Annotated in this window: 23 protein-coding genes and 2 pseudogenes; 2 read left to right on the forward strand and 23 right to left on the reverse strand. The window is 40.0% G+C overall.

The window, feature by feature from the left end; genetic code table 11:
• Positions 1-120: 120 nt before the first annotated feature.
• The 3 genes and pseudogenes from HXT53_RS04825 to HXT53_RS04835 form a co-directional block, all read right to left on the reverse strand.
• Positions 121-276: a hypothetical protein gene (locus HXT53_RS04825; protein ID WP_004114756.1), complete on the reverse strand. Its 156-nt coding sequence runs from the start codon at positions 274-276 to the stop codon at positions 121-123.
• Positions 263-345: pseudogene (locus HXT53_RS04830) on the reverse strand (toxin-antitoxin system protein); the annotation flags it as partial. The gene HXT53_RS04825 and the pseudogene HXT53_RS04830, both read right to left, overlap by 14 nt.
• A 22-nt stretch (positions 346-367) precedes the next feature.
• A complete protein-coding gene (locus HXT53_RS04835; protein WP_004114755.1) occupies positions 368-1561 on the reverse strand; it encodes a hypothetical protein in 1194 nt (397 codons plus the stop codon).
• A gap of 192 nt (positions 1562-1753) precedes the next feature.
• Here HXT53_RS04835 and HXT53_RS04840 point away from each other — a divergent pair, with 192 nt between their 5' ends.
• Both HXT53_RS04840 and HXT53_RS04845 read left to right on the forward strand, forming a co-directional pair.
• Positions 1754-1957: a helix-turn-helix transcriptional regulator gene (locus HXT53_RS04840; protein WP_004113289.1), complete on the forward strand. Its 204-nt coding sequence runs from the start codon at positions 1754-1756 to the stop codon at positions 1955-1957.
• Positions 1954-2355 carry a DUF2178 domain-containing protein gene (locus HXT53_RS04845; protein WP_101891931.1) on the forward strand — a complete coding sequence of 134 codons (402 nt, stop codon included), beginning with the start codon at positions 1954-1956 and terminating at the stop codon, positions 2353-2355. Before HXT53_RS04840 ends, HXT53_RS04845 begins: the two co-directional genes overlap by 4 nt.
• A 23-nt stretch (positions 2356-2378) precedes the next feature.
• On the opposite strand, the gene HXT53_RS04850 is transcribed toward HXT53_RS04845, so the two are convergent.
• From HXT53_RS04850 to aroQ, 20 genes and pseudogenes are all read right to left on the reverse strand, one after another.
• The gene (locus HXT53_RS04850) at positions 2379-3023 is read right to left on the reverse strand and encodes a helix-turn-helix transcriptional regulator (RefSeq protein WP_101891930.1); all 645 of its coding nucleotides are present in this window, start codon (positions 3021-3023) and stop codon (positions 2379-2381) included.
• Between the two features lie 917 nt (positions 3024-3940).
• Entirely contained in the window at positions 3941-4927 is a 987-nt protein-coding gene (locus HXT53_RS04855; RefSeq protein WP_103013161.1) for a helix-turn-helix domain-containing protein, read from the reverse strand.
• 468 nt (positions 4928-5395) lie between these two features.
• Positions 5396-6679: a YcxB family protein gene (locus HXT53_RS04860; RefSeq protein WP_421780057.1), complete on the reverse strand. Its 1284-nt coding sequence runs from the start codon at positions 6677-6679 to the stop codon at positions 5396-5398.
• Positions 6680-6692: 13 nt separating this feature from the next.
• On the reverse strand, positions 6693-6989 hold the full coding sequence (locus tag HXT53_RS04865; RefSeq protein WP_421780059.1) for a type II toxin-antitoxin system RelB/DinJ family antitoxin: 297 nt from the start codon (positions 6987-6989) through the stop codon (positions 6693-6695).
• Positions 6990-7466: 477 nt separating this feature from the next.
• Complete coding sequence (locus HXT53_RS04870; RefSeq protein ID WP_004114745.1) at positions 7467-7904, reverse strand: GNAT family N-acetyltransferase; 438 nt, start codon at positions 7902-7904, stop codon at positions 7467-7469.
• Between the two features lie 81 nt (positions 7905-7985).
• A pseudogene (locus HXT53_RS04875) lies at positions 7986-8102 on the reverse strand (conjugal transfer protein TraG); the annotation flags it as partial.
• Between the two features lie 31 nt (positions 8103-8133).
• Positions 8134-8619 carry an NUDIX hydrolase gene (locus tag HXT53_RS04880; RefSeq protein WP_004114742.1) on the reverse strand — a complete coding sequence of 162 codons (486 nt, stop codon included), beginning with the start codon at positions 8617-8619 and terminating at the stop codon, positions 8134-8136.
• A gap of 461 nt (positions 8620-9080) precedes the next feature.
• Positions 9081-10559, reverse strand: coding sequence for an Lsa family ABC-F type ribosomal protection protein (locus HXT53_RS04885; RefSeq protein ID WP_115761907.1), 1479 nt, complete (start codon positions 10557-10559; stop codon positions 9081-9083).
• A gap of 109 nt (positions 10560-10668) precedes the next feature.
• Positions 10669-10953: a hypothetical protein gene (locus HXT53_RS04890; protein WP_004114737.1), complete on the reverse strand. Its 285-nt coding sequence runs from the start codon at positions 10951-10953 to the stop codon at positions 10669-10671.
• A 91-nt stretch (positions 10954-11044) separates the two neighbouring features.
• Positions 11045-11638 carry a DUF4097 family beta strand repeat-containing protein gene (locus HXT53_RS04895; RefSeq protein ID WP_004114736.1) on the reverse strand — a complete coding sequence of 198 codons (594 nt, stop codon included), beginning with the start codon at positions 11636-11638 and terminating at the stop codon, positions 11045-11047.
• 273 nt (positions 11639-11911) lie between these two features.
• The gene (locus HXT53_RS04900) at positions 11912-13336 is read right to left on the reverse strand and encodes a class I SAM-dependent RNA methyltransferase (protein WP_174142885.1); all 1425 of its coding nucleotides are present in this window, start codon (positions 13334-13336) and stop codon (positions 11912-11914) included.
• Between the two features lie 55 nt (positions 13337-13391).
• Positions 13392-14165 carry a DUF3159 domain-containing protein gene (locus HXT53_RS04905; protein WP_004114683.1) on the reverse strand — a complete coding sequence of 258 codons (774 nt, stop codon included), beginning with the start codon at positions 14163-14165 and terminating at the stop codon, positions 13392-13394.
• A gap of 82 nt (positions 14166-14247) precedes the next feature.
• The gene (locus HXT53_RS04910) at positions 14248-15054 is read right to left on the reverse strand and encodes a DUF3710 domain-containing protein (protein WP_004114681.1); all 807 of its coding nucleotides are present in this window, start codon (positions 15052-15054) and stop codon (positions 14248-14250) included.
• A gap of 123 nt (positions 15055-15177) precedes the next feature.
• A complete protein-coding gene (locus tag HXT53_RS04915) occupies positions 15178-16041 on the reverse strand; it encodes an exodeoxyribonuclease III (protein WP_004113341.1) in 864 nt (287 codons plus the stop codon).
• A gap of 132 nt (positions 16042-16173) precedes the next feature.
• Entirely contained in the window at positions 16174-18201 is a 2028-nt protein-coding gene (locus tag HXT53_RS04920) for a dipeptide ABC transporter ATP-binding protein (RefSeq protein WP_116437078.1), read from the reverse strand.
• A gap of 23 nt (positions 18202-18224) precedes the next feature.
• Positions 18225-19199, reverse strand: coding sequence for an ABC transporter permease (locus tag HXT53_RS04925; protein ID WP_004114677.1), 975 nt, complete (start codon positions 19197-19199; stop codon positions 18225-18227).
• Between the two features lie 12 nt (positions 19200-19211).
• The gene (locus tag HXT53_RS04930; protein ID WP_004114675.1) at positions 19212-20138 is read right to left on the reverse strand and encodes an ABC transporter permease; all 927 of its coding nucleotides are present in this window, start codon (positions 20136-20138) and stop codon (positions 19212-19214) included.
• Positions 20139-20370: 232 nt separating this feature from the next.
• Positions 20371-22002 carry a peptide ABC transporter substrate-binding protein gene (locus HXT53_RS04935; RefSeq protein WP_004113349.1) on the reverse strand — a complete coding sequence of 544 codons (1632 nt, stop codon included), beginning with the start codon at positions 22000-22002 and terminating at the stop codon, positions 20371-20373.
• Positions 22003-22546: 544 nt separating this feature from the next.
• Complete coding sequence (locus tag HXT53_RS04940; protein ID WP_004114673.1) at positions 22547-24214, reverse strand: CTP synthase; 1668 nt, start codon at positions 24212-24214, stop codon at positions 22547-22549.
• Between the two features lie 60 nt (positions 24215-24274).
• Positions 24275-24742, reverse strand: coding sequence for a type II 3-dehydroquinate dehydratase (aroQ, locus tag HXT53_RS04945; RefSeq protein ID WP_004113352.1), 468 nt, complete (start codon positions 24740-24742; stop codon positions 24275-24277).
• Position 24743 lies beyond the last annotated feature (1 nt).

Raw genomic sequence — 24743 nt, forward strand, 5'->3', positions numbered from 1 at the left:
CTCTTTTCAAGTGCACACTATGTATAGTGGGTGCACTTTTTAACGATAGAAAAATATTGCAAAAAGGTTTAAGACCTGCTTAATAACACGTTTACATTACAATTGTTCCAGTTGCCTAGCCTAGTAACTTCTAACGTAAATAACCGCGAGTATTTGAATTTCTTTTCTATTCTCATCAACCAAAAAGTAAATGTAATAATTTTTTACGCGTATTTTTCTAAAACCAAGATTACCCCACGGTTGCCAATCATCGTTCAAGCTCTTAAAAAACATCATCTATCGGATAACTATCACTTTGAGCTGCCTGATCATAGCCTTTGACATCAACGCGTTAAACGTTTTCTCACAACATGAAACAATATATGACTTACAACAAATATATTTTTTCTTTATCAACACATATTTGCGAAGTACGATTGTAAATTTGAGTTATATCCTCCATTTTTTCAACAAACACTTTTGTTTCCGGATCACGCAAAACAGCAAACTCCTTTACTGCTTTTGCTCCCATTGCATTAGCATTTTCATGTAATCCGTTTCCTTTATCTTGTAAAAACTCATCAACAGAACCATCTTTAACTAAAGGAATACCACCAATTAGCTTACCAACAGCAGTACCAGCAGTACCTATAGCTTTCACAACGTTGACTTCCACTTCCGAATTACCAAGTTTTTCTAAATATAAAGAGCTTTTTTCAAATTTCTCACAGTAGTCATCAGACAATTTCTTTATCTCATTTTCTGCATTACTAATGTACTCTTCCGAAAAATTACCACTTAACATTATTTCCATCAAAGATGATAGAGAGAAAATATACAACGACAATCTGTAATACTTAAACTTTTTCCCTAAATCAGACAACGTCGAATTTACGTTACTTTTAGACACAATAAACTTCTTTAACAGAAGAATATCAGTAATCTTTTTCTGATAAGCAATAATGTTCTTTCTAGCACGATTCTTAATATCGATAACAAGCTTATGATTATTCGTAACAGAAATTTCATTATCCCAACTGCACTTATAAGTAGAAGCAATCCCCATCAATGACTCAACATCTGCCTCAATCTGTGACTCATTCTCAACTTCCATAAAGGTAAGTATCTTTTCCTGCGTCTCTTTAATCTTTTTCATATCTTTTTCAATAGAATAAATAGCCACAGCCATCATTAAAAGAGCAGGATTAAACGGAAGTGCTGTTTTCATAGAACCTTGCAAAGACTCCATCTTTGAAATCTGCATCATTCTAGAACCACCGTCAGCTTTTCTTAAAGATCCCCATAGATTCCCATTTTTTGCGTATTTTAGAGTATCACCTGCAGCTTTATTAGCAATCTTATAAAGACCATCCGTAGGAATTGTTATTGTTTGAGTAACCGTATTACATGCAGGAATTAATGACGATAAACCAGATCCAAAATTCAATAATTCAGATACGGGAACACTTAATACTTTATTGTTGTTCTTAGTAAAATCTTTAACATCCACAAGAAGTTTTTCAGTAAAATCTACTAACGCATTTTCACTGTTACTTGCCGAAAGCTCACTACTGTTACCCATAAGAACAATACTATCTGAAATAGTATCTGAAAGAAAATTATACTTCTATTTTTTCTTACTCTCTTGAATACTATGAAACTTTGCAAACAATATTATCGAAATTAAATCCAATGGAAAGCAAACTTGACATTTACTTTCGAAACGATTATCTTATATATAAAGCTAGCTTTCCATTAGAAAGGAGAATGTAATGTGAAAAATAGACTTGAACAAATTAGAAAAGAAAAAGGCATAACCCAGGAAGAACTTGCTGACGCACTCGAAGTATCAAGACAAACAGTCGGTTCTTTGGAAAATGGGAGATATAACCCGTCAATCATATTGGCATACAAAATTGCTAAGTACTTTAATTTAACAATCGAAGAAATATTTATTTACGAGGAGGATAAAAAATGAAAAAACAAAAAACCCAGAATTTTTGGTACATAGGTTATGTAATAGGTATTTGCGGATTAATTCTTGCACTGACTCTTAAACTGAATGAATCCGTCGAAATTGTATTGTCAGTTGTTTTTGTTGTGATTATCTCACTTTCACACGTAAAAATCATGCACTATAAGATGATGAAAAAAGACCACACCTACAAAATAAATATGAACGATGAAAGAAACGAGAAAATCAAAGATAAAGTAAATGCAACAATGGCATTCATACTAATGCACCTAATGGGAATAATTGCCATAATTGCATTTATCACAAAAGCATATTTGCCAGCTGCTCTTTTAGCTATTTCGATCGCCTTTTCTCCATTAATCATGTTTTTTATCAACAAATATTATGAGAAAAAATATTAAAACCAGACCCACCCACCCATTTACTACTTATTACGAAGCAAACCAACTTTCATAAATTCCTTATCTCCAATACGGAACTTTTTACTATTAAACGCCACTCCCATAATTCTGCTAATAATATACTCATCAGTTATAAGCACGAAATACTGCTTATCTTTTTTATCCACCAAATAATACTGATCAGCCCCAAGAGTGGCAACAGCTTTACTGAAATCATATATGCCAAACAATGGCAATCCTCCAAGGAGAGTAGAAAACCATCCAACAAAATTATCCACCATTTTCTCAGATGAACTGTTATAAGTCTTAACAACAGTTAGCATATTGATTTCTGAGTCAGGATATTCATCTAGGACAATCTGCTCTTTAACTTTCGACTTCTTAAAACTGCTCAACCTACCGTCGAAACCATATTTATTGAGATTAATAGGCTTCTTAGTAATAGAAAAATCAACACTATTGTTCTCATCCAAAAGATAATCAACACTCACGCTTAGAGCATACGCAATAAATTTCAGATTCTCGATATCTGGCAAACCCCGATTCGTTTCCCATTTTGCTACAGCAGCACGAGATACCATCAATAATTCCGAAAGCTCCTCCTGCGTCAACCCAGCTTCCAGACGAGCCTTTCTAATTTTTTCCCCCAAAGATATAACACTACTCATGACACAACTCCTTTCAAATCACTTATTACACATCATGAAATTACTTGACGGAAACCAAAATAGTATTGAAACATTTGATTTATATACCGCCTAATTACAAACTAACAAATAATTTACAACGGAAAAAGAAACAAGGTGAAACACTATAGTTACCAACTGTAACAGAATAAGAAATCAAATAATGTAGGGAACTTTTTTACAATTTTTACACCGATTTGTTCCCTAAAACATAAGCAACTAGAGCACACAAACACTCGACAGCAGAATAGCAAAATCACATCTAGAATCTCGAGAAGTAAGCTTAAATCCACCGCACGCTAAACCTTTTAACATTTAGTCCTACAACCACATTTCTAAACAAAGCCAATCGTCGCACTAATATCCCGCCAAACATCGGAACAAAATCCAGACAATCGTCGGAATGAAAACCCGCCAATTCGCAAGGAAAACAATGAAACATCGCGCTTGCTCTTGCTTATTAAACCCTTTAATAATAGCCATCGCAAAACATAATCTACATAAGAGCAAAATCAAGTACCTTACGCATTCTCTTCCAATAGAAAATCCGGTAAATATTTGTATATAATCCCTTCTTGCGAAAAATTCATTGTGTCCATCGATAAAACGAATTTGGGATAATTATCCTTAACCAATCAATAAACGCCAAATTCCCTACTACGAGCATCTTCGCTAGCCATCAAATAAGCAACTTGATAACTTGGAGGAATAAGTCTTATCGAGAACAGAAGTAGGCTGGGTGTGGCTGTCTAAAAAATGTCCGCACCCCGACGGTAAAGCCTATATGTGCGACATTTTTAATCATACTTTCACCCTTGGGGGTAATATTAAGCGCAAGCATACCATATTTCGTTCGGATAGCACCTGTTATTCGCCACAAAATTGACGCTGAAAGTCACTTATTTCTTTCCGAGCCTCCACGCTTTGAGCACTACTTCTATTACTCCGTAAGTCAATGCGGACAACGGCCAAACAATCCAACTTTTTCCCCAATCGGACGTGATGAAACTGTAGACTAAATAAATGCAGACAATTATAAGCCAGTAAGCTTGGAGCAATAACCTAATCTTTGCAGGATAGACAATCTTTTTCTTCGGTTGCAGCAAACGGTAATAGGACGAGCGGATAATATTCGCCTGTACAAATAAATAAACAGCTGCTGCCACTAGGGCAATAGCGATAACTACAAAAAAGTCGGATGAAAGTTGATAAAATTCCGGCACTATATCCGAAATTATAAGAAAAATAAAGGCAACCATACATAAAACGACACCGCTGACCGTCCGCAGCACATACGACGGCATGAACCGTTCCAAGCGTTCTTTGAGCACACTGTCAACTCCGTAAGCTGTTTCAAAGTCCTCTTTTTCCAAATATTGATAACGCTTTTCGTGGAAACTCTGAATAATAAAAATAGCTACAGCTACGGCAATAATAGCAACGCTGAATGCTAAGCCAATAGTTTTACCGACTTGCGCATTTACTGTGGTAGAAAGCAAAAGATTACTGCCGATCAACGGGATTGCCGCCAGAATACAAAGAAGAACGCCTAGAGCAACATAGGCGGCAAATGATATTCTGTGAGCAATATAAGCGGAGGCTTCTTCCAGCTCAATTACACGCATGCGGACGCCGGCTTCTTCCTGGCAGGCATTTTCATTTGCGTTGACGTTCTTCCCCATAACATCAATTTCATCTTTTACAAGAAGATCTGTACTAACACCAAACAAACGGCTCAATGCAATTATCCGTTCCATATCCGGGATACTTTGTGCACCTTCCCATTTGGAAACAGCTTGGCGACTGACGCCCAATTTGTCCGCCAATTCTTCCTGCGACCAACCGTTTTGTTTACGCAGTTCCAATATTTTATCTGCTAAAATCATAAAAACATCTCCATTTCAAACTCGAATTCATCATGATCGTGGTGAAATTATAGCTGAAACAGCAGTTGCGTAGTAGCAAGTGCGATTGGCAATTTCCGTTGAAAGCGCAATTTCTGCCGACAAATGAGCGCAACCGACCGCCAATTTGTTTTCTCTCATGTTCGCACCGCATTTTCCAATCATCTTCACTAACGCAAGCAAGCGCATCCGTTACAGACTGCAAATCTTAATCCTCATAATATTCAACAAGCAACTTCTTAAACTCAGGAACCTTATTTTCTTGAATAACCAACAAGCCATTACCATGAGAAATCAAATAATGCAGGGAACTTTTTTACAATTTTTACACCGATTTGTTCCCTAAAACATAAGCAACTAGAGCACACAAATATGGATTCTACTATCTGACAATCACTATCTGGCAATCTTCAGATACTCTTCGATTCTGGCATCCAACGATTCTGCCTACTACCAATCTGCCCTACTGCTCTCTGCAATCAGTCCAGTGCTATATTCATAAGTATAAGTGTTCTGCATATGAGCATCACTCGACGACCAGCTTCCATTTGAAGATTTTGAAGCCTTAAACAGAATATAAAGACCACATTTTCCATCCTGAGAGTCCCTGTTATACTGCAGATAAGTAATGTCCGAACGGCTTTCACTCAGAACAAAGTACATATCCCCCTTGGCGGTATAGTTCTCCTTGAACGCAAAGCCTTTCGCCGCAAAATACTTATCAAATATCTTAAGCGCTGCATTTCTTTCCTTCTTTGATTCTAAATCACGCTCAGCGGCATCATGCAAATCGTAATTTTTATCTGGCTCTTCAACCTTTAATCTTGTATCTTTTAATCTTGTATCTTTCCTGTTATTGCGATCGATTCTGCGATACCACTCAGATTCACTTATTTTTGGATCAGTATCACTTGAATCTGTCATTGGTCGAAGATACTTAAGGAAAAACGGACCTTCAGACCGATAAAGATAATACTCAAAAGGAGCATACATATCATCCACGTGCTCTGTGTATGTACCATTATCATTTTGTTTCACAGAATATCTTCCAACAATAAATAAAACGTCAAAAAATCCAAGACCTAAGATAATCAATACGCAAAGTAGAACAGATAGATAACGAAGTACAATTCTTATACCTATTTTCCGTATACGCGAAATAAGATAGAGATTATAGAAAACAAATTCAAGAGCAATCGTAATCATCCAAACAACTGGCATTGCCGCGCATATAACATATACCCAAGTCTGCAAAAGCCACCGATTTGGAAGATGCAACGCAGTTATTTCAAAAAATGCAGTTAGAATACCACTTAACACAAAAAAGCAACAAAGAACCAGTGAGAGTCTACCCTTCCCCTGTTGATTATCATAGCTAAGAAAAGATTTGTTACGCTCTACATTTGCACTCCTAAAACGACTATGTATATTGCGCTGCCCAATAACACAAATAACCCAAATAAGAGACACTACAACAAGAAGAAGAATTGCAAAACAATAGGTGATCCATCCAAAAAGCTGTAGCTTATTGGACGCCATAAAAACAGTTCCAATAATCATTAAGATGGAAAAGATTTCCGCACTCAGTTGTAAAACCTTATACTTGGACAATTCCTTATTTGCACTGTTAAGGTTCTCACATATTTGCTCATGTGATTCACAATATAGTGGATTTTTCTCATCTGTGGGAGTATGTTCCTGCTTTTCCTTCTCTTTCATCGATGAATCTGACATTTTTCTATCCCTATCATCGTTCAAGCTCTTCAAAAACATCATCTATCGGATAACTATCACCGCGAGCCGCCTGATCATAGCCTTTAGTCATCAAAGCATTAAACGTTTTCTCATCCATATCATCTTGTGCTGGAAGCGACTTCGGAATAGTAAGAGAAAACGGAATACCCTTATTAAGAATGATTTGACGATAAAACATGTCAATAGCAGTAGCCCTAGGAACTCCAATAGTTTCCAGAATCTGCTCCGCCTGCTGCTTAATATTTTCTTGTATTCTCACATTCACATTCGCTGTTTTAGTAACTGCCATATCAATCAACCTCCATACACTCATCATAAAATACTGTATCGCATATTGCAACACATTTGCACGAATGGGATTTTTTGACTGTCATACACGATTTTTATGTTCGCATTACTGCATCTGATAGCACGATCAAGCGCCGTGACGGTGGGAAGCACCACTTATTTTCTCGTTTGAGTTTGAACATAAAAATAGCAGATAAAGGGAAGGAAATGAATTTACACCAAAGTGAGGGTTTGACCGATTCTTATCATCTTATCTCCTTTACTTTCTGTAACATATTTAATGGAACTAACATTTTGTCGTGTATATATTAGTGAGAAGCATTTGAAATACTTTCTTAGCTTCTTAGTGAATTTTCCCTATTTATTGATAGCAAAACATAGGGAAATTAGGCAAGAAAAAAGACGATAGATTTTTTCTTTTTTCTATCGTCTTACACATTTAGTATTCAATTTTTCAGTTCAACAAACTAGAATTGACTTATTCGAAAATTTTAATAAATCTCTTTTGCGTCTTATCACATACATATCCTATATTTTCATAGAATTTATGTGCTTCTGTTCTTGCTTCTGCTGAGTTTAACCTGATAAACTTAAGTAATTTTTGTCGAGAATCCATTTCTAAATGATTCATCAATTTTTTTCCAATGCCTCTTCCTTGAAACTCTGGTAAAACAGCTAATCCTAGAATATTTAATCCACAATCTGAATAAAGACTCTCATACATTTCAGCATGTATAAATCCAACAACTTTATGTAAATCCTCATCCTCATAAACATAAATCACATGATGCTTTTTATCAGCGGATAGTTTTGTGATTTGATTCTCTACTAACTCTGTAGAAACAGTATATCCTAAAGAAATATCACATATTTCTCGTATAGATTGAGCATCTTCTTTTTTTATTTTTCTAATCATTTCATTACCTCCGCAACTTCAAATTTATCTAGCTCTATTATTTCAGATATACCCTCGACCATATAGTTATAACAGTAAATCTTACAATCTTGTAATTACCGTATTTCTATTAAGCTTAACCTTGCCTTTTCTCTTTATATATTCTTCAATATCAAACACATTATTATTGTCATAATCTTCTAAGAAATAATGTTTATGTAACGATCTCTTGCCATAATAGCGGGATTCATTAATATCTTTCATCTGAAATTATATGCTCTATTCCACTATGCTCCGATTTAAGATATTCTTTCATAAATGTCGGGTAAGCCTTGAACTTATCAAGCTCATCTATAGGTAACCAATGCATTGTCTCTTTAGCACCTGACTCTGTAGTGCTTTGGCTCGTAAAATCTCTTTTGCCCATGGGCTTCATCATGTAGTAGAGTGTAAGCTCATGGAAGTCTACTCCATCTAAGCCGGAGCTACCGATGAATAAGTTCTCGTGTATGACGGCAAGGTGATCTACTTCATAATTAAGACCTGTCTCTTCAAATACTTCTCTCTTAACGGCTTCTTCTGACGTCTCGCCCATGTGAACCGCTCCGCCAACTGAGTAGAAATAGTCATCCTCATCATTTCTTGCAAATAGCACACAACCTTCTTCGACTATGATAGCTGCCGCTCTATATCTAAATGCTTTTTTATCGTTAATAAATCCGCAATTATATTCCATAGTTTACTCCTTTATTTTTTATCTAATGACTGTGACTTATGGTTCAAATGCAAACAAGTTCCCAATCTTAATTGAAAATCCAAGTGATTGATACATTTGTATATCACATTGTGCACAAGCAACAGTCATTGAACTTATTGCACTCGACCCTAGAGCGTTGATATCTTCCCTCATACAGAAAAATCGCACTCAAAAACCGCGAGAAGTAAGCTTAAAGCCGCTTCGCATTAAACCTTTTAACGATAGCCCTCGCTAAACCCTGCTGCATAAGGGCAAAAATGCATCCACCTATTAAGCCTTTGACATCAATAATACGACACTCTCGACGTATCAAAACTACCCTGATGATAACCATGCATCAAAAAAGAGCCTTAACGTTCGTTGCAGGAAAGAAGCTGACAAGGGGAATGTCGTATGATGATAAAAGTCTAAGGCACTACAAACTGGGATTTGGATTTTACTTAAAATTGTATTATTTTATTAGCGATATCTTCTACAAATCGCTTATCGTGTTCCACAAATATGAGTGTAGGCTTTGCTTCTTTTATAATTTCCTCAATCTGTATTCTTGATATTACATCTATATAATTCAGTGGTTCGTCCCAAACAAATATATGAGCTGGCTTTGAGAAACTTACAGCAATTAAAACTTTCTTTTTTTGTCCATCACTATAATTCTTCATATCCATTTCAAATAATTCTCTTGAAAAATCTAATTTTCTTAGAATTGTTTTACACAATGTTTCATCAACATCTTGCTTGTGAATATATTCATTTAGGCTACCTGTTAAATTAGATGTGTCTTGAGGAATATACGAGATTTTTAAATTACCTGCTAATTTTATCTCACCTGTATACTCGTGATTTATACCTAATAAAATTTTAATCAAGGTTGATTTTCCGCTACCATTACCCCCATATATAGCCACTATGTCGCCTTGCTTTATCTCAAAACTTACATTACTTAGGATCTGTCTTTCTCCATAGTATGCTGATAAATTGCTAACCGATATTAGGGGATTTTTGTGATGATGTAGCGGATGCAGTAATAGGCTTTCCTTTATTTCGATATCTTTTAGTAAACTCTGTTTTTCTTCTATTGCCTTGTTTTGTCTATTCTCCAAATTCTTAGATTTTTTCATCATCTTGGCTGATTGATGACCTATATGTCCTTTGTCTGGTTTTACACCTGATACTTTCACACCATTTTTAGTATTTTCAATTTTATCAGACCAAATTTGACTTTGTCTTGCAGCCTCTTTTAATCGTTTAATATCTTTTCTTAATCTCTCATTTTGACTAATTTCAAATTGGTCTTTCATCACTTTGTTTTCATACCATGATGTAAAATTTCCCGATTGGACATCAATAGAATTCCTGTTAATAGAAATAACATGATTGATACAACCATCTAAAAAATCTCTATCATGAGAAATGAGCAAAAATCCTTTTTTACTTTTCAGATATTCACTTACAATTTTTCTTCCGTTCATATCTAAATGGTTTGTTGGTTCATCAATAAGTAAAAAGCCATCTCCTCTTGTAAACAAAATAGCTAAAAGGATTTTTGTTTGTTCTCCTTTAGAAAGCGTTTCAAACTCTCTGTAAACAAGGTTCTCATCTACATTTAGCAAACTGAGTTCTCTAAATAACTTCCATTCTTCCTCATCTGATATTAGTTCTTTATATAACTCAATTCCTAATTTTGAAGTATCGCTTATATTTGGTGGAAATTTAATAAATTCAACATCCTTGCTTATTTTACCTTGATAAGTTTCTTGATTTAAAAGTAACTTAAATAGAGTTGATTTACCGATTCCATTTCTTCCTATCAATCCCGTTTTCCAGTTTGTATCAAAGGAAAACGATACATTTTTAAATATGGGTTTTACATATCCATAATATGAGAAAGTGAGGTTTTCAATTTTAATTACTGACATAAAACGCCTCCCTAAACTTATCATTTACCGCCCTGGGTGCAAAGTGGGTGCACCTTTTAACGTTTAGTTTTTCATGTATTACTACGGTTATCACTGCTTTGCTTTTCAGTCATTTCAATTCTCGATTAGGTAATTTTCCAGTTCTCAAAGCGACAGTAACAAACTCAACCTCTTGCAAGCACTTCTCGCAAAGTTCATAACCTTCATTGAAGTTCACTCTTGACCTAAATGTGCTAGCAATGAATTCGCATGGTGAGGTGATCCTTTCAACTACACCGCACCGTTCGCACTCAGCATACACATTCCCATCCTTAATCGGAATAAACATTCCATGATCTTTCTCATTTCCCATGACGCTAACATCTTCGAAATCATCAAATTTTACATAGAGCATATACGGCTTCCTCCTTTATCGGTATGTCTATATACGCTCTAATTCCAACTTATATCAAGTTTTATTGCTTCTTTTTTGATCTATATGTCTGCTACTTCGCAATAGCTTTCCCATTAAGACAGTGCACCATGTAATGCGCAAATCCATCGTTTTTACAATTTACCTTCTTCTTATCTGAAACCTCGGTGACACCATTCTCACAATCTACTTCAAGGCTTGCATCCTTGGTGATTGTTCCTTCTAAAATACTCATGCCATTTAACGTATCAAGCGTACAAACATGAGTTACTTCTACGTTTGTTGCTGAAGCCAACCCATTATAACATTTAAGAAAGACATCATCCGCCTTCAAATTAACAACTTCTACCTTGCCATTGTTCACTTCTACATAAAGCTTACCAATCTCAATATCCGTGATGAGCACTTGATTAGAATCAGATTCAACCTCACAAACTTCCACATCATGTGGCAAACTCACAACAATTTCAGGCATACCCTGAGTAAACCACCTCAACCAATTCGAAGCTGAGACTTTTTTAGTTTGAATAAGCCTTATAACATTTTGCGCTTCCTCAACCCTCAATATATCTTGTTCACAGTTAACAAAGCTCACGCCAAAGGTATCAGCACGTTTCACCGTTAAACGAACATCTTTCGTCTCTGCGATAAACTTCTTATTATCCATTCCTTAAGCACCTCCTCGTGCACATACTAATAATCAGGTTTCATTTTACCTTTTGAGCTATATTTTCCCACTTCACAGCCTGGGTGCAAAGTGTGTGCACTTTTTAACGTTAACATCCTGTGCACTCAACCCTAGAGCGTCGACATCTTCCCTCAAACAGCCAAACTGCACTCAAAAATCACGAGAACCCAGCTTAAAGCCGCCGCACATTAAACCTTTTAACGATAGCCCTCGCTAAGCCTTGCTACATAAGGGCAAAAATGCACCCACCTATTAAGCCTTTGACATCAATACGACACTCTCGACGTGATGAGTTTCCGGATATAAGTCGAATGCGCGCAAAGACTGAACGCTGTATCCAAGCTCTCTAAACGTGCCAACATCGCGAGCAAGACTAGTCGGATCGCAGGCAACGTACACAACAGCTCTTGCTCCAGACTTCGCAATCTGCTTACAAACTTGAGCTTTAGCACCAGCGCGCGGAGGATCCAACACAACAACATCTGGATGCGCAAATCGGCGCACAATTTTAGACGATTTACTCGCCTTAAACACCTGCGATTCAAGCGTTTGCGCAACATCCCCTTCAAGCGCTTCAACAATATCTCTGCTAAGCCCTGCGCGCCCAATGTTTCGCCTTGCGTTCTTTACAGCAATCGGCGCACCCTCAATACTAAGCACGCGCGCTGGCTCTGCAGAACCAAAAGTGCCAGTAGTACCAAGAGCACCCACAGCACTAGAAGAATCTCCTCCAACATTAGCCAAAGTCGCAAGCGGAATCGTAAACAAACCCGATCCAGAATACAAATCCCACAAAACCGTATTCTTAGTACGACCACCAAGCGCAGAACGAACTAATCCCAAAACGTAGTTCACCAAATGCTCTGGAGCTGCGCGATGAATCTGCCAAAAACCGCGGGCGTCAACATCGTAATCAAAAGTACGCATACGCGATGAATCTCCATCAACAGCAACGCGTACACGCTCACTCAACAATGCCGATCCTGCAACCAACTCATCATTTACTATAAGCGCATAATTTTCGCCAATCGCACTAAGAAGCGCAGCCTTATCATTAAAATCAAAACCATCAACTCTAGGCTCTGGAACAGCAAGACGAATTTGCGCATTTGGCGAGAAAGAACGATTCCACAAGTCCAAAGAATCCGCAACAGCCAAAACCGCGCGCGACGCAAGTGGCATAGTATCAATCGCAATGCGATCATGCGACTCGCGCTTACGCATAGACAATCGCCCTTCATCATCCGCAACTAACTCCATGCGCGTACGCCAGTTAAATCCGTTAAGCTCCTCATCCCCTGGCATGCACTCAACAGTAATATCGCTAGCAGAAACGTCCATATGCGCTAAACGCTGGAATTGATTGGCAATTACGGACGCCTTCCAACGAATCTGCCCAGGCAAAGAAACATGAATTAAATCTGCGCCACCAACTCCGCCACCCTGAGCCAAAGGACCAGCGAGTTTCCATTGCGGCTCCACACGATCCGCGCTAGGCTCCAAAACTTCTACAACTTCTCCAGTGAAAAAGTGCGCTTTTGCACGCATCGGCTCATCCATGCGCACAACAACCAGCTCACCAGGCAGCGCAAATCGCACGAATACAACGCGTCCGTCAAGATGACCTACGCATCTTCCTTGATCCGCATATCGCTCGATTCGCATCGTCACTTGCATAAACTACCCCTTAGTTTTGCGTTTTGTTAAGCCGATTCTCTAACGCTGATTTTTGTTAAGCTGATTTTACTTCACTTGAATTTACATCGTTTTGATCTTCGTCAATTTGATTTTCTTCACGATAATTTTCTTCGCGATTTTTATGATGAAGACGCATAAACGGCGTTGCAATAATCAAGTAAGAAACCCAAATTGCGAGCGCCCAGAATGGCAATCCCATAAGCAATCGAACTGTACCGAGCCAGACAACGTTATTCGCCAAATACAGCGGCACTTGCAAAACAAGCCTAAGCGCAAAAACACCAATCCACAATCCAGTAACATACATGTATGCACGCTTAAGCGGCTTATAATCAAGCCATTCGTGCAGCCACTCGCCAAAATTTTCCGTAGGCATTTTGCGAATCGATTCAATCACAAGCCCAAGCGCTGGCACGCGCACAATCAGCGAAATCGCAAGAAGCGCACCATACACAGCGTTTGTAATAAAGCCCATCATGTAGTAGTCGCGAGCTTGATGACTCGTCCACACCCAAATAAGGCAAATCCCTACAGAAACCAACCCACTTAGAGCACCCATAATCGACTGGCGTTGAATCATGCGCGCCACAACTTGCAAAACTGCAAGAGCCGCAGACGCAATAACCGTTGTTTGTACGTTTCGCGTTACAACAAAACAAATAACAAACAGCAAGCCTGGCAGCATGGATTCAATTACGCCTCGAACTCCTCCAAGGGAGTCAATAACAGAAAACGTGTTTCCTTCAGATCCAATGGAAGCTAAAGATGCTAATCCTGAGCGTTTTTTGCCGCGCGAATTTTTTTCCAAGATAATATCCTTTGCTGCCTGACTTTTACTATCGACTTTTACTATCGACTTTTACTATCGACTCTTAACTATCGACTCTTAACTATCTGATTTCAGAAAACATTGGTCCACGAGTTAGCGTGGTTTTGACTTCTACTTGCTGATCTGCACCAAGTGGACCCTTTGGACGACCTAGATTTTCTTCAGAATCGTCAGAACCAGCAGAACCATCTTTACCTGCATTACTTGGAGCAACCAAATCGTGCATTGGAATCATATCTCTAGGAGCAAGTGGCTCTGTTCCGCGGTCTATAACAATATCACTAAACCACTTGTTAAGAAGCACAGTCTCTTCGCTTGTTTTTTGCGACTCTAAAGCAGCACTCCCAGAAAACACTCCGCGAAGCATCCAACGCGGACCATCCACACCAACAATTCTAGTTTCCACTGTCTTATCGTCAACCTTGACTGGAAGTATGAGTTCCTTGCCAAAAACTCCATTCGCTTCCCTAGCATTAGAGTTTCCCTTAAGCAAATCCGCACGAACTTCACTCCATATTCCTTCTGTTTTAGGAGCTGCAAATGCTTCAACCTCAATGCTAGAAGATTTATATGTAACAGTTATGCCAAGAACTTGACCAGTTTCACGCTGCTTTTTTACTCGCAACTCTATACCTTGTAAATATGGTATATATATGGAGCCGAAATCAACATAAGTACCTAAATTAGGTAGTTTCTCATCAGACATGTCCCATGGACCTCTAAGACTTCCGCGTCCTAAGTACGTGTCTGCATCATATCCGCCTGCAGTCAGATCGCTTAGAGCGGAATTTTGGGATTGAAATTCTGCAAGATTCTCAGCATCATCTTTGGCAGCTTTCGACTTGCGCTTGGATTTAAACCATCCCATGGCTCCTCTTTTCTAATGGATTCTTCTTAATAAGCTCTAATTGCCATTTTTCGATGAATACTTTACATATTTCTAATGGCTATTTTTACTCAACTTCACCAGCCTATCACAAGCAAAGCAAAATCACACATTATATTTTATGTTTAAAGCAGCATGGTCAGACCAGCGAGAATCGTAGCTTTGAGCACGATCAATTACGAATCCGCATGCAGTTTCTGCAATTTCAGGTGTTGCAAACTGATAGTCTAATCTCCATCCAACGTTATTATCAAAAGCTTTACCTCGTTGACTCCACCAAGTGTATGGTCCTTGAATATCGCCAGCAAGCATACGCATAACGTCCACAAATTCATACTCGTTAATCCAACGATCAATATAAGCGCGTTCCTCTGGCAAAAATCCAGCACTTTTCTCATTCGCTTTAGCGTTTTTAATGTCAAGAGGCGTGTGTGCAATATTAAAATCACCGCATAAAATCGCCTGATTTCCGCCACTTGCAGCAATATCTCTAAGCTCCCCTAATCGCTTTAACATAGTATCTAGAAAGCGGAATTTTTGCTGCATTTTCTGTGGATCATCAACGTTTCCAGCGTGAACATACACAGATGCAACAGTAATATCATACCCTTGCGGAGTATGTACGTCGGTTTCTACCCATCGCCCAGAATCAACGTCTTCACTTAAACCAGGCAAACCGTAACGCTGCTCTACAACTGGCAAAGTCGTTACAAGCGCCACACCAGCTCTACCTTTTATTTCACAAATCTGATTTGTAACAGAAAATCGCCTGTCATTTTGACCAGATTCACCACTTTTAGACGTATACAAATCCTTGATTTTACTCATAATCGGATCAATCGCATCTTGCGGAGCACGAACCTCTTGCATACACCACACATCTGGCGTGTGATCTTGAACCCAATCGAGCATCCCCTTGCGCCAAGCCGCACGAATCCCATTCAAATTTGAAGTCGTAATTGTAATCATAAGTTCCACTCTAATATGCACACAACACAAAGTACGCAAAAATAAAGGTGCAGAAGTTTTGACTCCTACACCTTTATTTTAAATTTATAGTTTATAAGACACTAGTTTTAAGGCCCATAAACCAGCTTGCGACTAATCCAAGCCAAGTTCCAAATTTCCACCTGGAATTGCATCGAGAAGATCGCGAGTGTACTCCTTTTGAGGATGATCAAACACTTCGTCGGTTGTAGCATGCTCAACAAGTTTGCCATGTTGCATAACAACAACCTCGTCCGCAATCTGACGAACAACAGCCAAATCGTGAGTGATGAACAAGTAGCTTAATCCTCGCTCCGCTTGCAAATCGTTAAGCAAATGCAAAACCTGATCTTGCACAAGCACATCCAAAGCAGACACAGCTTCGTCGCAAACGATTACATCCGGATCCAATGCCATAGCACGCGCAATCGCAATGCGCTGACGCTGACCACCAGAAAGCTCGTTCGGGAAGCGAGTCATAACAGAAGCAGGCATACGAACCATGTCCAAAAGCTCGCGCACACGATTCTGTCTACTCTTTTTATCGCCAATCTTATGAATTCGCAAAGGCTCTTCAATAGAACGATAAATCGAATACATTGGGTCTAGCGAACCATAAGGATTTTGGAATACTGGCTGCACATGTCGACGGAAGTCAAGCAAATCAGCACCCTTGAAATCAGCAATATTCTTGCCTTCGTAAGTAACTGTTCCACTTGTTGGATTTAGAAGTCGCAAAACCATGTTTGCAACAGTAGACTTACCAGAACCAGACTCACCCACGATTGCCAACGTTGTTCCGCGCTTAATCGAGAACGAAACATCGTCAACAGCCTTGAAAAGCTCCTTCTTGCGCGGAAGCTTAAACTCTCGGGTTAAGTGATCGACTGTAATAATATGCTCGCTCTTTTCAAGAGCTTGCTCGCCTACTACGTGATGCTCAAGCAAATTATCCGCGTTACCACCATGCTCCTTAACAGAAATGATTCGTTGAGAAGCAAGACTTGGAGCGGCAGCAACAAGTCGCTTAGTATAAGGATGCTGAGGATGCTGCAAAACGTCCAAAGATGGACCAGATTCAACAACGCGACCCTTATACATAACAACAACGTGCTGAGCACGAGCTGCAGCCAAACCTAAATCGTGAGTAATGAACAGAACGGAAGTGCCTAGAGAATCTGTAAGAGTATGCAAATGGTCCAGAATGCGCTTTTGCACAGTAACGTCGAGTGCGGAAGTTGGCTCGTCTGCAATCAGCAAATCTGGTCTGCAAGCCAAACCGATAGCAATTAACGCGCGCTGACGCATACCGCCGGAAAACTCGTGTGGGAATTGCCTTGCGCGAGTTGCTGCATCTGGCAAACCAGCTTCATCAAGCAAACCAGCAATGCGGTCTTCAACACTTGCTCCAATAACATACTTTTTGGCGATTTCCCAAGCTTTGTCGTCGTCTACGCCATACTTGATTAAATCGTCGGCAACGCGCCAACGAGTTTCGGAACCTGGAACCCACTCTTTTTTGTAGTATTCCATAGCTTCATTAAACTTTTCGGCATTTGTTTGCTCACTAAGACCAACCTGCGCCAAAGCTTGCTTTGCAGCGTTCAATAATGCGCTCAGTTCTTTAGAGCCAAGGAAGATTTCATCTTCATTGCTTTTGACTTCTACAGCGTCTCCTGCTAAAGCTTCTGCAAGTGCGGAGCGCTTCTCATGACTAACGTCAACACCATTTGCAAGAAGAGCTTCTTTAACTTGAGTTCCAATTCGCCAAACAGGATTAAGGTTGCTCATAGGGTCTTGCGGAACCAATCCCATTGCTGTACCGCGCAAAGCCGCATAATCTTTAGGCTTTAGATTACTTATTTCTTGACCTTTAAGCTTAATAGAACCACCCGTAACGTGACCTGTTCCTGGAAGCAAGCCTAAAACCGCCATTGCAGAAGTTGACTTTCCAGAACCAGATTCACCCACGATTGCAACCCATTGACCTGGGTAAACGTTAAAGCTCGCATCGCGAACAGCGTGTACGGCTTTTTTAGAATCCGTTGTAAAGTCAACTTGAAGATTTTTAACTTCCAGCAAAGGACCCTGCTCGCGTTGCATTGCAAGGGTATCTACATTTTTACGTGTTGCTGTGTTCATAATCACTATTCCTCCACGCTAACTTACGCCTTACGGCTCTTTGGATCCAACGCATCTTTTACGGCGTCACCCATCATAATAAAGGCGAGAACAGTAATAGCGAGCGCAATAGACGGATAGAACAAAACTTCTGGATTTGTAGTAAGAACATTCCTAGCGGTAGAAATATCTACACCCCAGCTAACGGTCGTAGTCGGCAAACCAATACCAAGGAAGCTAAGTGTTGCTTCCAAAACAATGTAAGAACCAAGGGATGTTGTTCCTACAACAATGATTGGAGCCAGCGAGTTTGGAATAATATGACGGAAAAGATTACGCATTGGAGTTGAACCTAAAGCTGTAGAAGCCGTATTAAACTCAAGATTCTTGGATTCCATAACGGCACTTCTTGCGATTCGAGCAACGCCTACCCATCCAAAGAGAACCATAACAAACACGATTTTCCAAATCGACTTAGATGTGCGGAACATTTGCAAAACTACGATTGCACCCAACAGCATTGGTAGAGCCAGGAAGATATCGGTGATTCGGCTAAGAACCGCATCAATCCATCCGCCAAAGAATCCAGCCAAAGCTCCAATTAGCGAACCAACTAACACCACTAAAGCCGTTGCGAGCAAGCCAACGCTTAAAGATGTACGTGTTCCATATACAACTCGAGCGTAAATATCGCATCCTTGCATGTCGAATCCAAACGGATGTGCAGCAGAAGCTGGCTCAAGCGAATGCTCCAAAACACAGTAATTAGGATTGTGCTTTGTGAGAGCGCCTGGGAAGAGCGCAACAAAAATAATTGCAATAATCAAAATTGCAGAAACAATAAACAATGGATTTCTGCGCAAAGATCTCCAAGCATCAGCCCACATGCTTGTAGCTGGAGCAGATTCATCTACAGAATCAACTTCTTGAAGAGGCGTATCGTCAAGAGGAGCAACATAGCGTTCCTGACCTGGCAATGTGTTGTAATTTGCATTATTTGTAATCAAATTATCTTCCATAATGTGCTCTCCTTACGCGTAACGAATGCGCGGATCTAGAGCCGCGTACAACATGTCAACAAGAAGATTGCTGACTACAAATATCAACATAAGAAGCGTAACTATAGAAACAACAAGGTTTCCTTCTCCCTTTAGAATTCCCTGATACGTAAGGAATCCAACGCCATGAATGTTGAAGATTGTTTCCGAAATCATTGCGCCGCCCATAAGAGCGCCCAAATCTTGACCTAAGAATGTAACAACAGGAATAAGCGAGTTACGCAAAATGTGTCGAACAATAACGGAACCTTCTTTTAAGCCCTTTGCACGAGCCGTGCGCACGTAATCAAGCGATATGTTTGACGAAATTTCCGACCTTGTAAGTCGAATAATATATGCCATTGAAACGGATCCAAGAACTATTGCAGGAAGAAGAAGATCGTAGAATCCAGGATCATTGCTTGCAGTAACAGGCATAATATGCCACTTAACACCAAACAAATATTGGCCAATAAAGCCAGTAACAAATGTTGGCACAGAAATAAGAAGAAGTGATACAACCAGGATTACGCTGTCGTACCACTTTCCTTTCTTTAAGCCAGAGATTATACCGAAAGCTACGCCGAACAAGGCTTCGAAAGCAAACGCCATCAACGCAAGCTTAATGGTTACTGGGAATGCGCGGCCAATCTCGTCAATTACTGGCTGACCAGCAAACGTATGACCAAAATCAAGAGTAAGCGCATTCTTTAAGAACAACAAATATTGAATAATAAATGGCTTATCCAAGTTATACTCGGCACGAATTTGCGCTTCTACAGCATGGTTAATTGGCTTATCGCCAAACATTGCTTTTACTGGATCTCCAGGCAAAGCAAACACCAAAGCGTATACCAACAATGTTGTGCCGAGAACCACAGGAATCATCTGCAAAACACGGCGCAGAACATATTTACCCATTGGTTTCTCCTTATATATTTACTTAAAAATTCGCATAGCACACACCCAACTTGTGGCTTGCATATTGATTTAACCCAACCTAAGTAAAAACACAAAGTGCTGCCTCGAACAGCGGATAGAATTTTGTAATTTTATTCGCCATTCGAAGGCAGCAGCACGTTTTTACATGCTATTAAATTATGGTTTATTTTTTAATAGCTACTTGATATTAATAGCTACTTGATTTTGATCTTTACTTGTGGAGCTTGTAGTAAAGTGGCATATTCTGCCAATCCATTACAAAGCCCTTCAAGCTTGGAACCATAACAGCCTTAGCGTTCGAGTAGAACAGTGGTACGTATGGAAGATCCTCAAGAAGAATCTCGTTAGCTTGCTGATAAAGCTTAGTTGCCTCAGCTTGCTTAGAAGAAGAAGCCTTCTTAAGCAAAGCATCGAACTTAGGATTCTTGTAATCAGCTTCGTTAGAACCATTGCCATCTGCAGCAACGGAAGCAAATTCCTGAGTCAAGTAGTTTTCTGGGCTTGGGTAATCTGGCATCCAGCCTGCACGCCATGCACCTTTAATCTGACGCTGTTCGCATGCGTTACGGAACTCTTGGAATGTTGGAACTGGAGTGGTTTCAGCATTAATTCCAAGATGATTCTTAAGGGAGTTTACAACTGCGTCGAACACAGACTTAGCGTTGCCATCGGCGTTGTAAGTAAAGGTAAGAGGACCATCATACTTAGAGATCTTATCTGCCTTTGCCCAAAGTTCCTTAGCCTTTGCGGCATTAAACTTAAGGTTTTCGTGTCCCTTAAGATCTGCCTTGTAGCCTGGAGTCAAAGGAGAAGTGAACTCGTTTGCAGGAGATGCTGTACTGTTAAGAACCTTCTTGATGATGGTTTCGCGATCGATTGCCATAGAAACAGCTTGACGACGCAAGCGGCCTTCTTCGGTAGTTACATCGAAGTGTGGCAATTTTGCAGGAATACCGAACTGCTGGATTACGGAACCTGGACGGTTGTATGCCTTAACAGTGGTGTCCTTTTGGAAAGTCTTTGTTTCGGTATCTGGAATATTATCCGTCATATCAAGATTGCCAGACTGAACATCGCGGTAAGCAGCGGTGCCGTCGGTGTAAATCTTAAAGGTAACGCCGTCATTCTGAGCCTTGCGTGGGCCATCGTAATCTGGGTTCTTTACAACTTCGATCTGCTTGTTGTGATCCCAAGACTTAAACAAGTATGGTCCAGAAGAAACTGGCTTTTCGCCGTAAGCCTTTGGATTCTTGTAGAAGGACTCTGGAAGAGGGGCGAATGCAAGGTAACCAACCTTAACAGCAAACACAGAATCTGGCTGGTTCAAATCAACAGTAAAGGTGTACTTATCTACAACCTTTAAGCCAGAAAGCTGCTCGTCGCCCTTAGTATCATTCTTCTGCAAGTCTTCGTAGCCCTTAATGGTCTGGAAGAAGGAAGAGCACTTCTGAGCATTCTTAGCGTTTGCTACAAAGCTCCAAGCCTTAGTAAAGCTTTCTGCGGTGATTGGAGTGCCATCGCTGAACTTCTTATCTTTTTTAAGCTTAACAGTGTATTGGGTTGCATCGGCGTTTGGAGTTACGCTCTCGGCATCTTCGTTTACCGTGTTGCCCTTTTCATCAAAAGTGACCAACGTGGAGTTGACCAATACAGCAGGACGAGCACCAGCATTCTCGTTAATGTTTCCTGGAACAAGCTCGTTCTGAGGCTCGGAGTCGTTTACAGTAATAACAACCTTGCCACCATTTGTTTGAGCGGTCTTCGAGGCAGAAGAACCGCATCCACCGAGCAGCATAGCAACCGAGCATGCAGCTGCGGCAAAAAGTAATGCCTTATTCTTCATATGTTTTCTCCTAACGTTGGGTATGGCAGGATTCAATTAAATATCACGAAAAAGTCTCATTACAAGCTTTACAGGCTTTTACAGGCTTAATAAATAAAATCCACCTAGTATTTATTGCCAGATGGATTCTTTGCAAAGCCAATAAAGAGGCCTCTTCGTTGATTAAAATTCAATCATACGGATTTTATTAAACAACGCAAGCTAAAAGTCTAAATGTAAAATTTACTGTTATTTTGTCTATAAATCATAAAAACAACTATTATAATAGAAAAATATTAGATTAAATCGTATTTTAGATGATATTTTGCCAAGTCTTTTACATTTGTATAGATATTACAAAAATGTAAATTTGCACTAGAAATATGTAACAATTATGTTAAACGATGCAAAATATGCAATAAGATATTCAAATATTAATCAAAATAAAAGTGGTGTAAATTCGCACCCAAACGTACGATTTTACACCACTTAATAAATAAAATCAAATGAATATTGAAATTATTTTTAAAATATTTTTATTATATTTTTCACCTATTGGTAAATACTACTCAGCCTCGCTAGCCTGATGTTCAAGAGCAGCCGCCACTAAACCAGCAAACAGTGGATGAGGCTTAGTTGGTCGAGACTTAAACTCTGGATGAGCCTGAGTTGCCACATAGAATGGGTGAACTTCCTTTGGAAGCTCCACAAACTCAGTCAAATTACCATCTGGGCTTTGACCGCTAATACGCAAGCCGGCTTCGCGCAAACGATCTTTATACGCCACGTTCACTTCATAACGGTGACGGTGACGCTCAGTAACATGCGTAGTACCGTAAAGCTCAGCAACAATAGAGCCTTCTTCAAGAAGAGCAGGATAAGAGCCGAGTCGCATTGTGTGACCCATATCTCCCTTACCGTCCACAATATCCTTCTGCTCTTCCATAGTTGCGATTACTGGATCGCCACAATCCTTCTCGAACTCAGTGGAATTAGCATCCTCAAGACCGAGAACGTGACGAGCGTACTCAATAACCATAGATTGCAAGCCAAGGCAAAGACCAAGCGTTGGCAAACCATGCTCGCGAGCGTAACGCAAAGCGCCAATCTTACCTTCAATACCGCGAATTCCGAAGCCGCCTGGAATAACCATGCCATCCATTTGGTCAAGAGCCGCCGCCGCACCTTCTTGAGTTTCGCACTTGTCGGCAGCAACCCAGCGCACGTTAACCTTAGCCCAGTTTGCAAAACCGCCAGCTTTAATAGCCTCAGTAACAGAAAGATATGCATCTGGCAAATCAATGTACTTGCCAACAATTGCAATGTTTAGCTCATGCTTTGGATGATGCACGCGCTCAAGCAAATCTTCCCACTCGTTCCAATCAACATCGTGGAATGGAAGCTCAAGCTCACGCACAACGTAAGCATCCAAGCCCTCGTTGAACAAAATTTTCGGCACATCGTAAATGCTTGGAGCGTCAACGCAGTTCACAACGCCTTCAGCGTCAACATCGCACATAAGCGAAATTTTGTCTTTAATGCCTTGATTAAGCGGACGATCCGAACGCAAAACAAGCGCGTCTGGAGAAATGCCAAGAGATCGGAGCATCATCACAGAATGCTGAGTTGGCTTAGTCTTTAATTCGTGAGCTGCGGCTATATAAGGCACCAAAGAAACGTGCACAAACATGCAGTTTTCAGGACCTAAATCGCGACGAACTTCGCGAGCAGCCTCCAAAAATGGCTGGGACTCAATATCTCCAACAGTACCGCCGATTTCCGTAATAATCACGTCTACATCGTCGCTAGCCTGCGCGCGCATACGCGACTTAATTTCGCCAGTAATATGCGGAATAACCTGCACGCACTGACCCAAATATTCGCCAGCACGCTCCTTACGAAGCACAGACTGATAAATCTGACCAGTTGTAACATTCGCTTTTTGACTTAAGAAAACATCGAGGAATCGCTCGTAATGACCAATATCAAGATCTGTTTCTGCGCCGTCTTCTGTAACGTAAACCTCACCATGTTGGAATGGGTTCATTGTACCCGGGTCAACATTGATATAAGGATCGAGTTTTTGTTGTAAAACGTGAAGACCACGACTACGCAAAAGTCTGCCTAATGAAGATGCAGTAAGACCTTTTCCGAGGGACGAAACAACGCCACCAGTGACAAAAATATGCTTTGTAATATGCTCCTGAGAGTTACCATGTTTTCTTCTAACCATGGAACTCCATAGTATCTTCGAGCCTCGACTCGGAAGAATAATTGAAAAGTCAAATCAAAGTCAAATCAAATGAGCAACAGCCTCGAGCGCAAGCTTATATCCATACAGTCCCATGCCTGTAATAGTTCCAGTTGCAACAGGACTAATCACGCTTATTTTCCGGAAAGAATCGCGGGCAGAAGGATTAGAAATATGCACTTCCATTAGTGGCACTCCAGCATCTAAAACCATGTGCGCAGCATCCGCGAGCGCATAACTGTAGTGCGTAAAAGCAGCAGGATTCATAACTACTGGCGTATGAGTATCAGCAGCTTCGTGCATCCAATGAACCATTTGCGCTTCGTCGTCGCTTTGGCGAACTTCCACTTGTAAATTAAGCTCTTGTGCCCACTTTTTGCAAAGCGCGCACAACGTTTTAAAATCTTGACTGCCATAAACGTCTGGCTGGCGAACGCCTAATCGCCCCAAATTTGGGCCATTTACTACTAAAACTTTACGGATGTTTATAGTGTTTTCTGCATCTACCATT

It is taken from the genome of Gardnerella sp. KA00390 (assembly GCF_049244075.1).
GTDB lineage: Bacteria > Actinomycetota > Actinomycetes > Actinomycetales > Bifidobacteriaceae > Bifidobacterium > Bifidobacterium vaginale.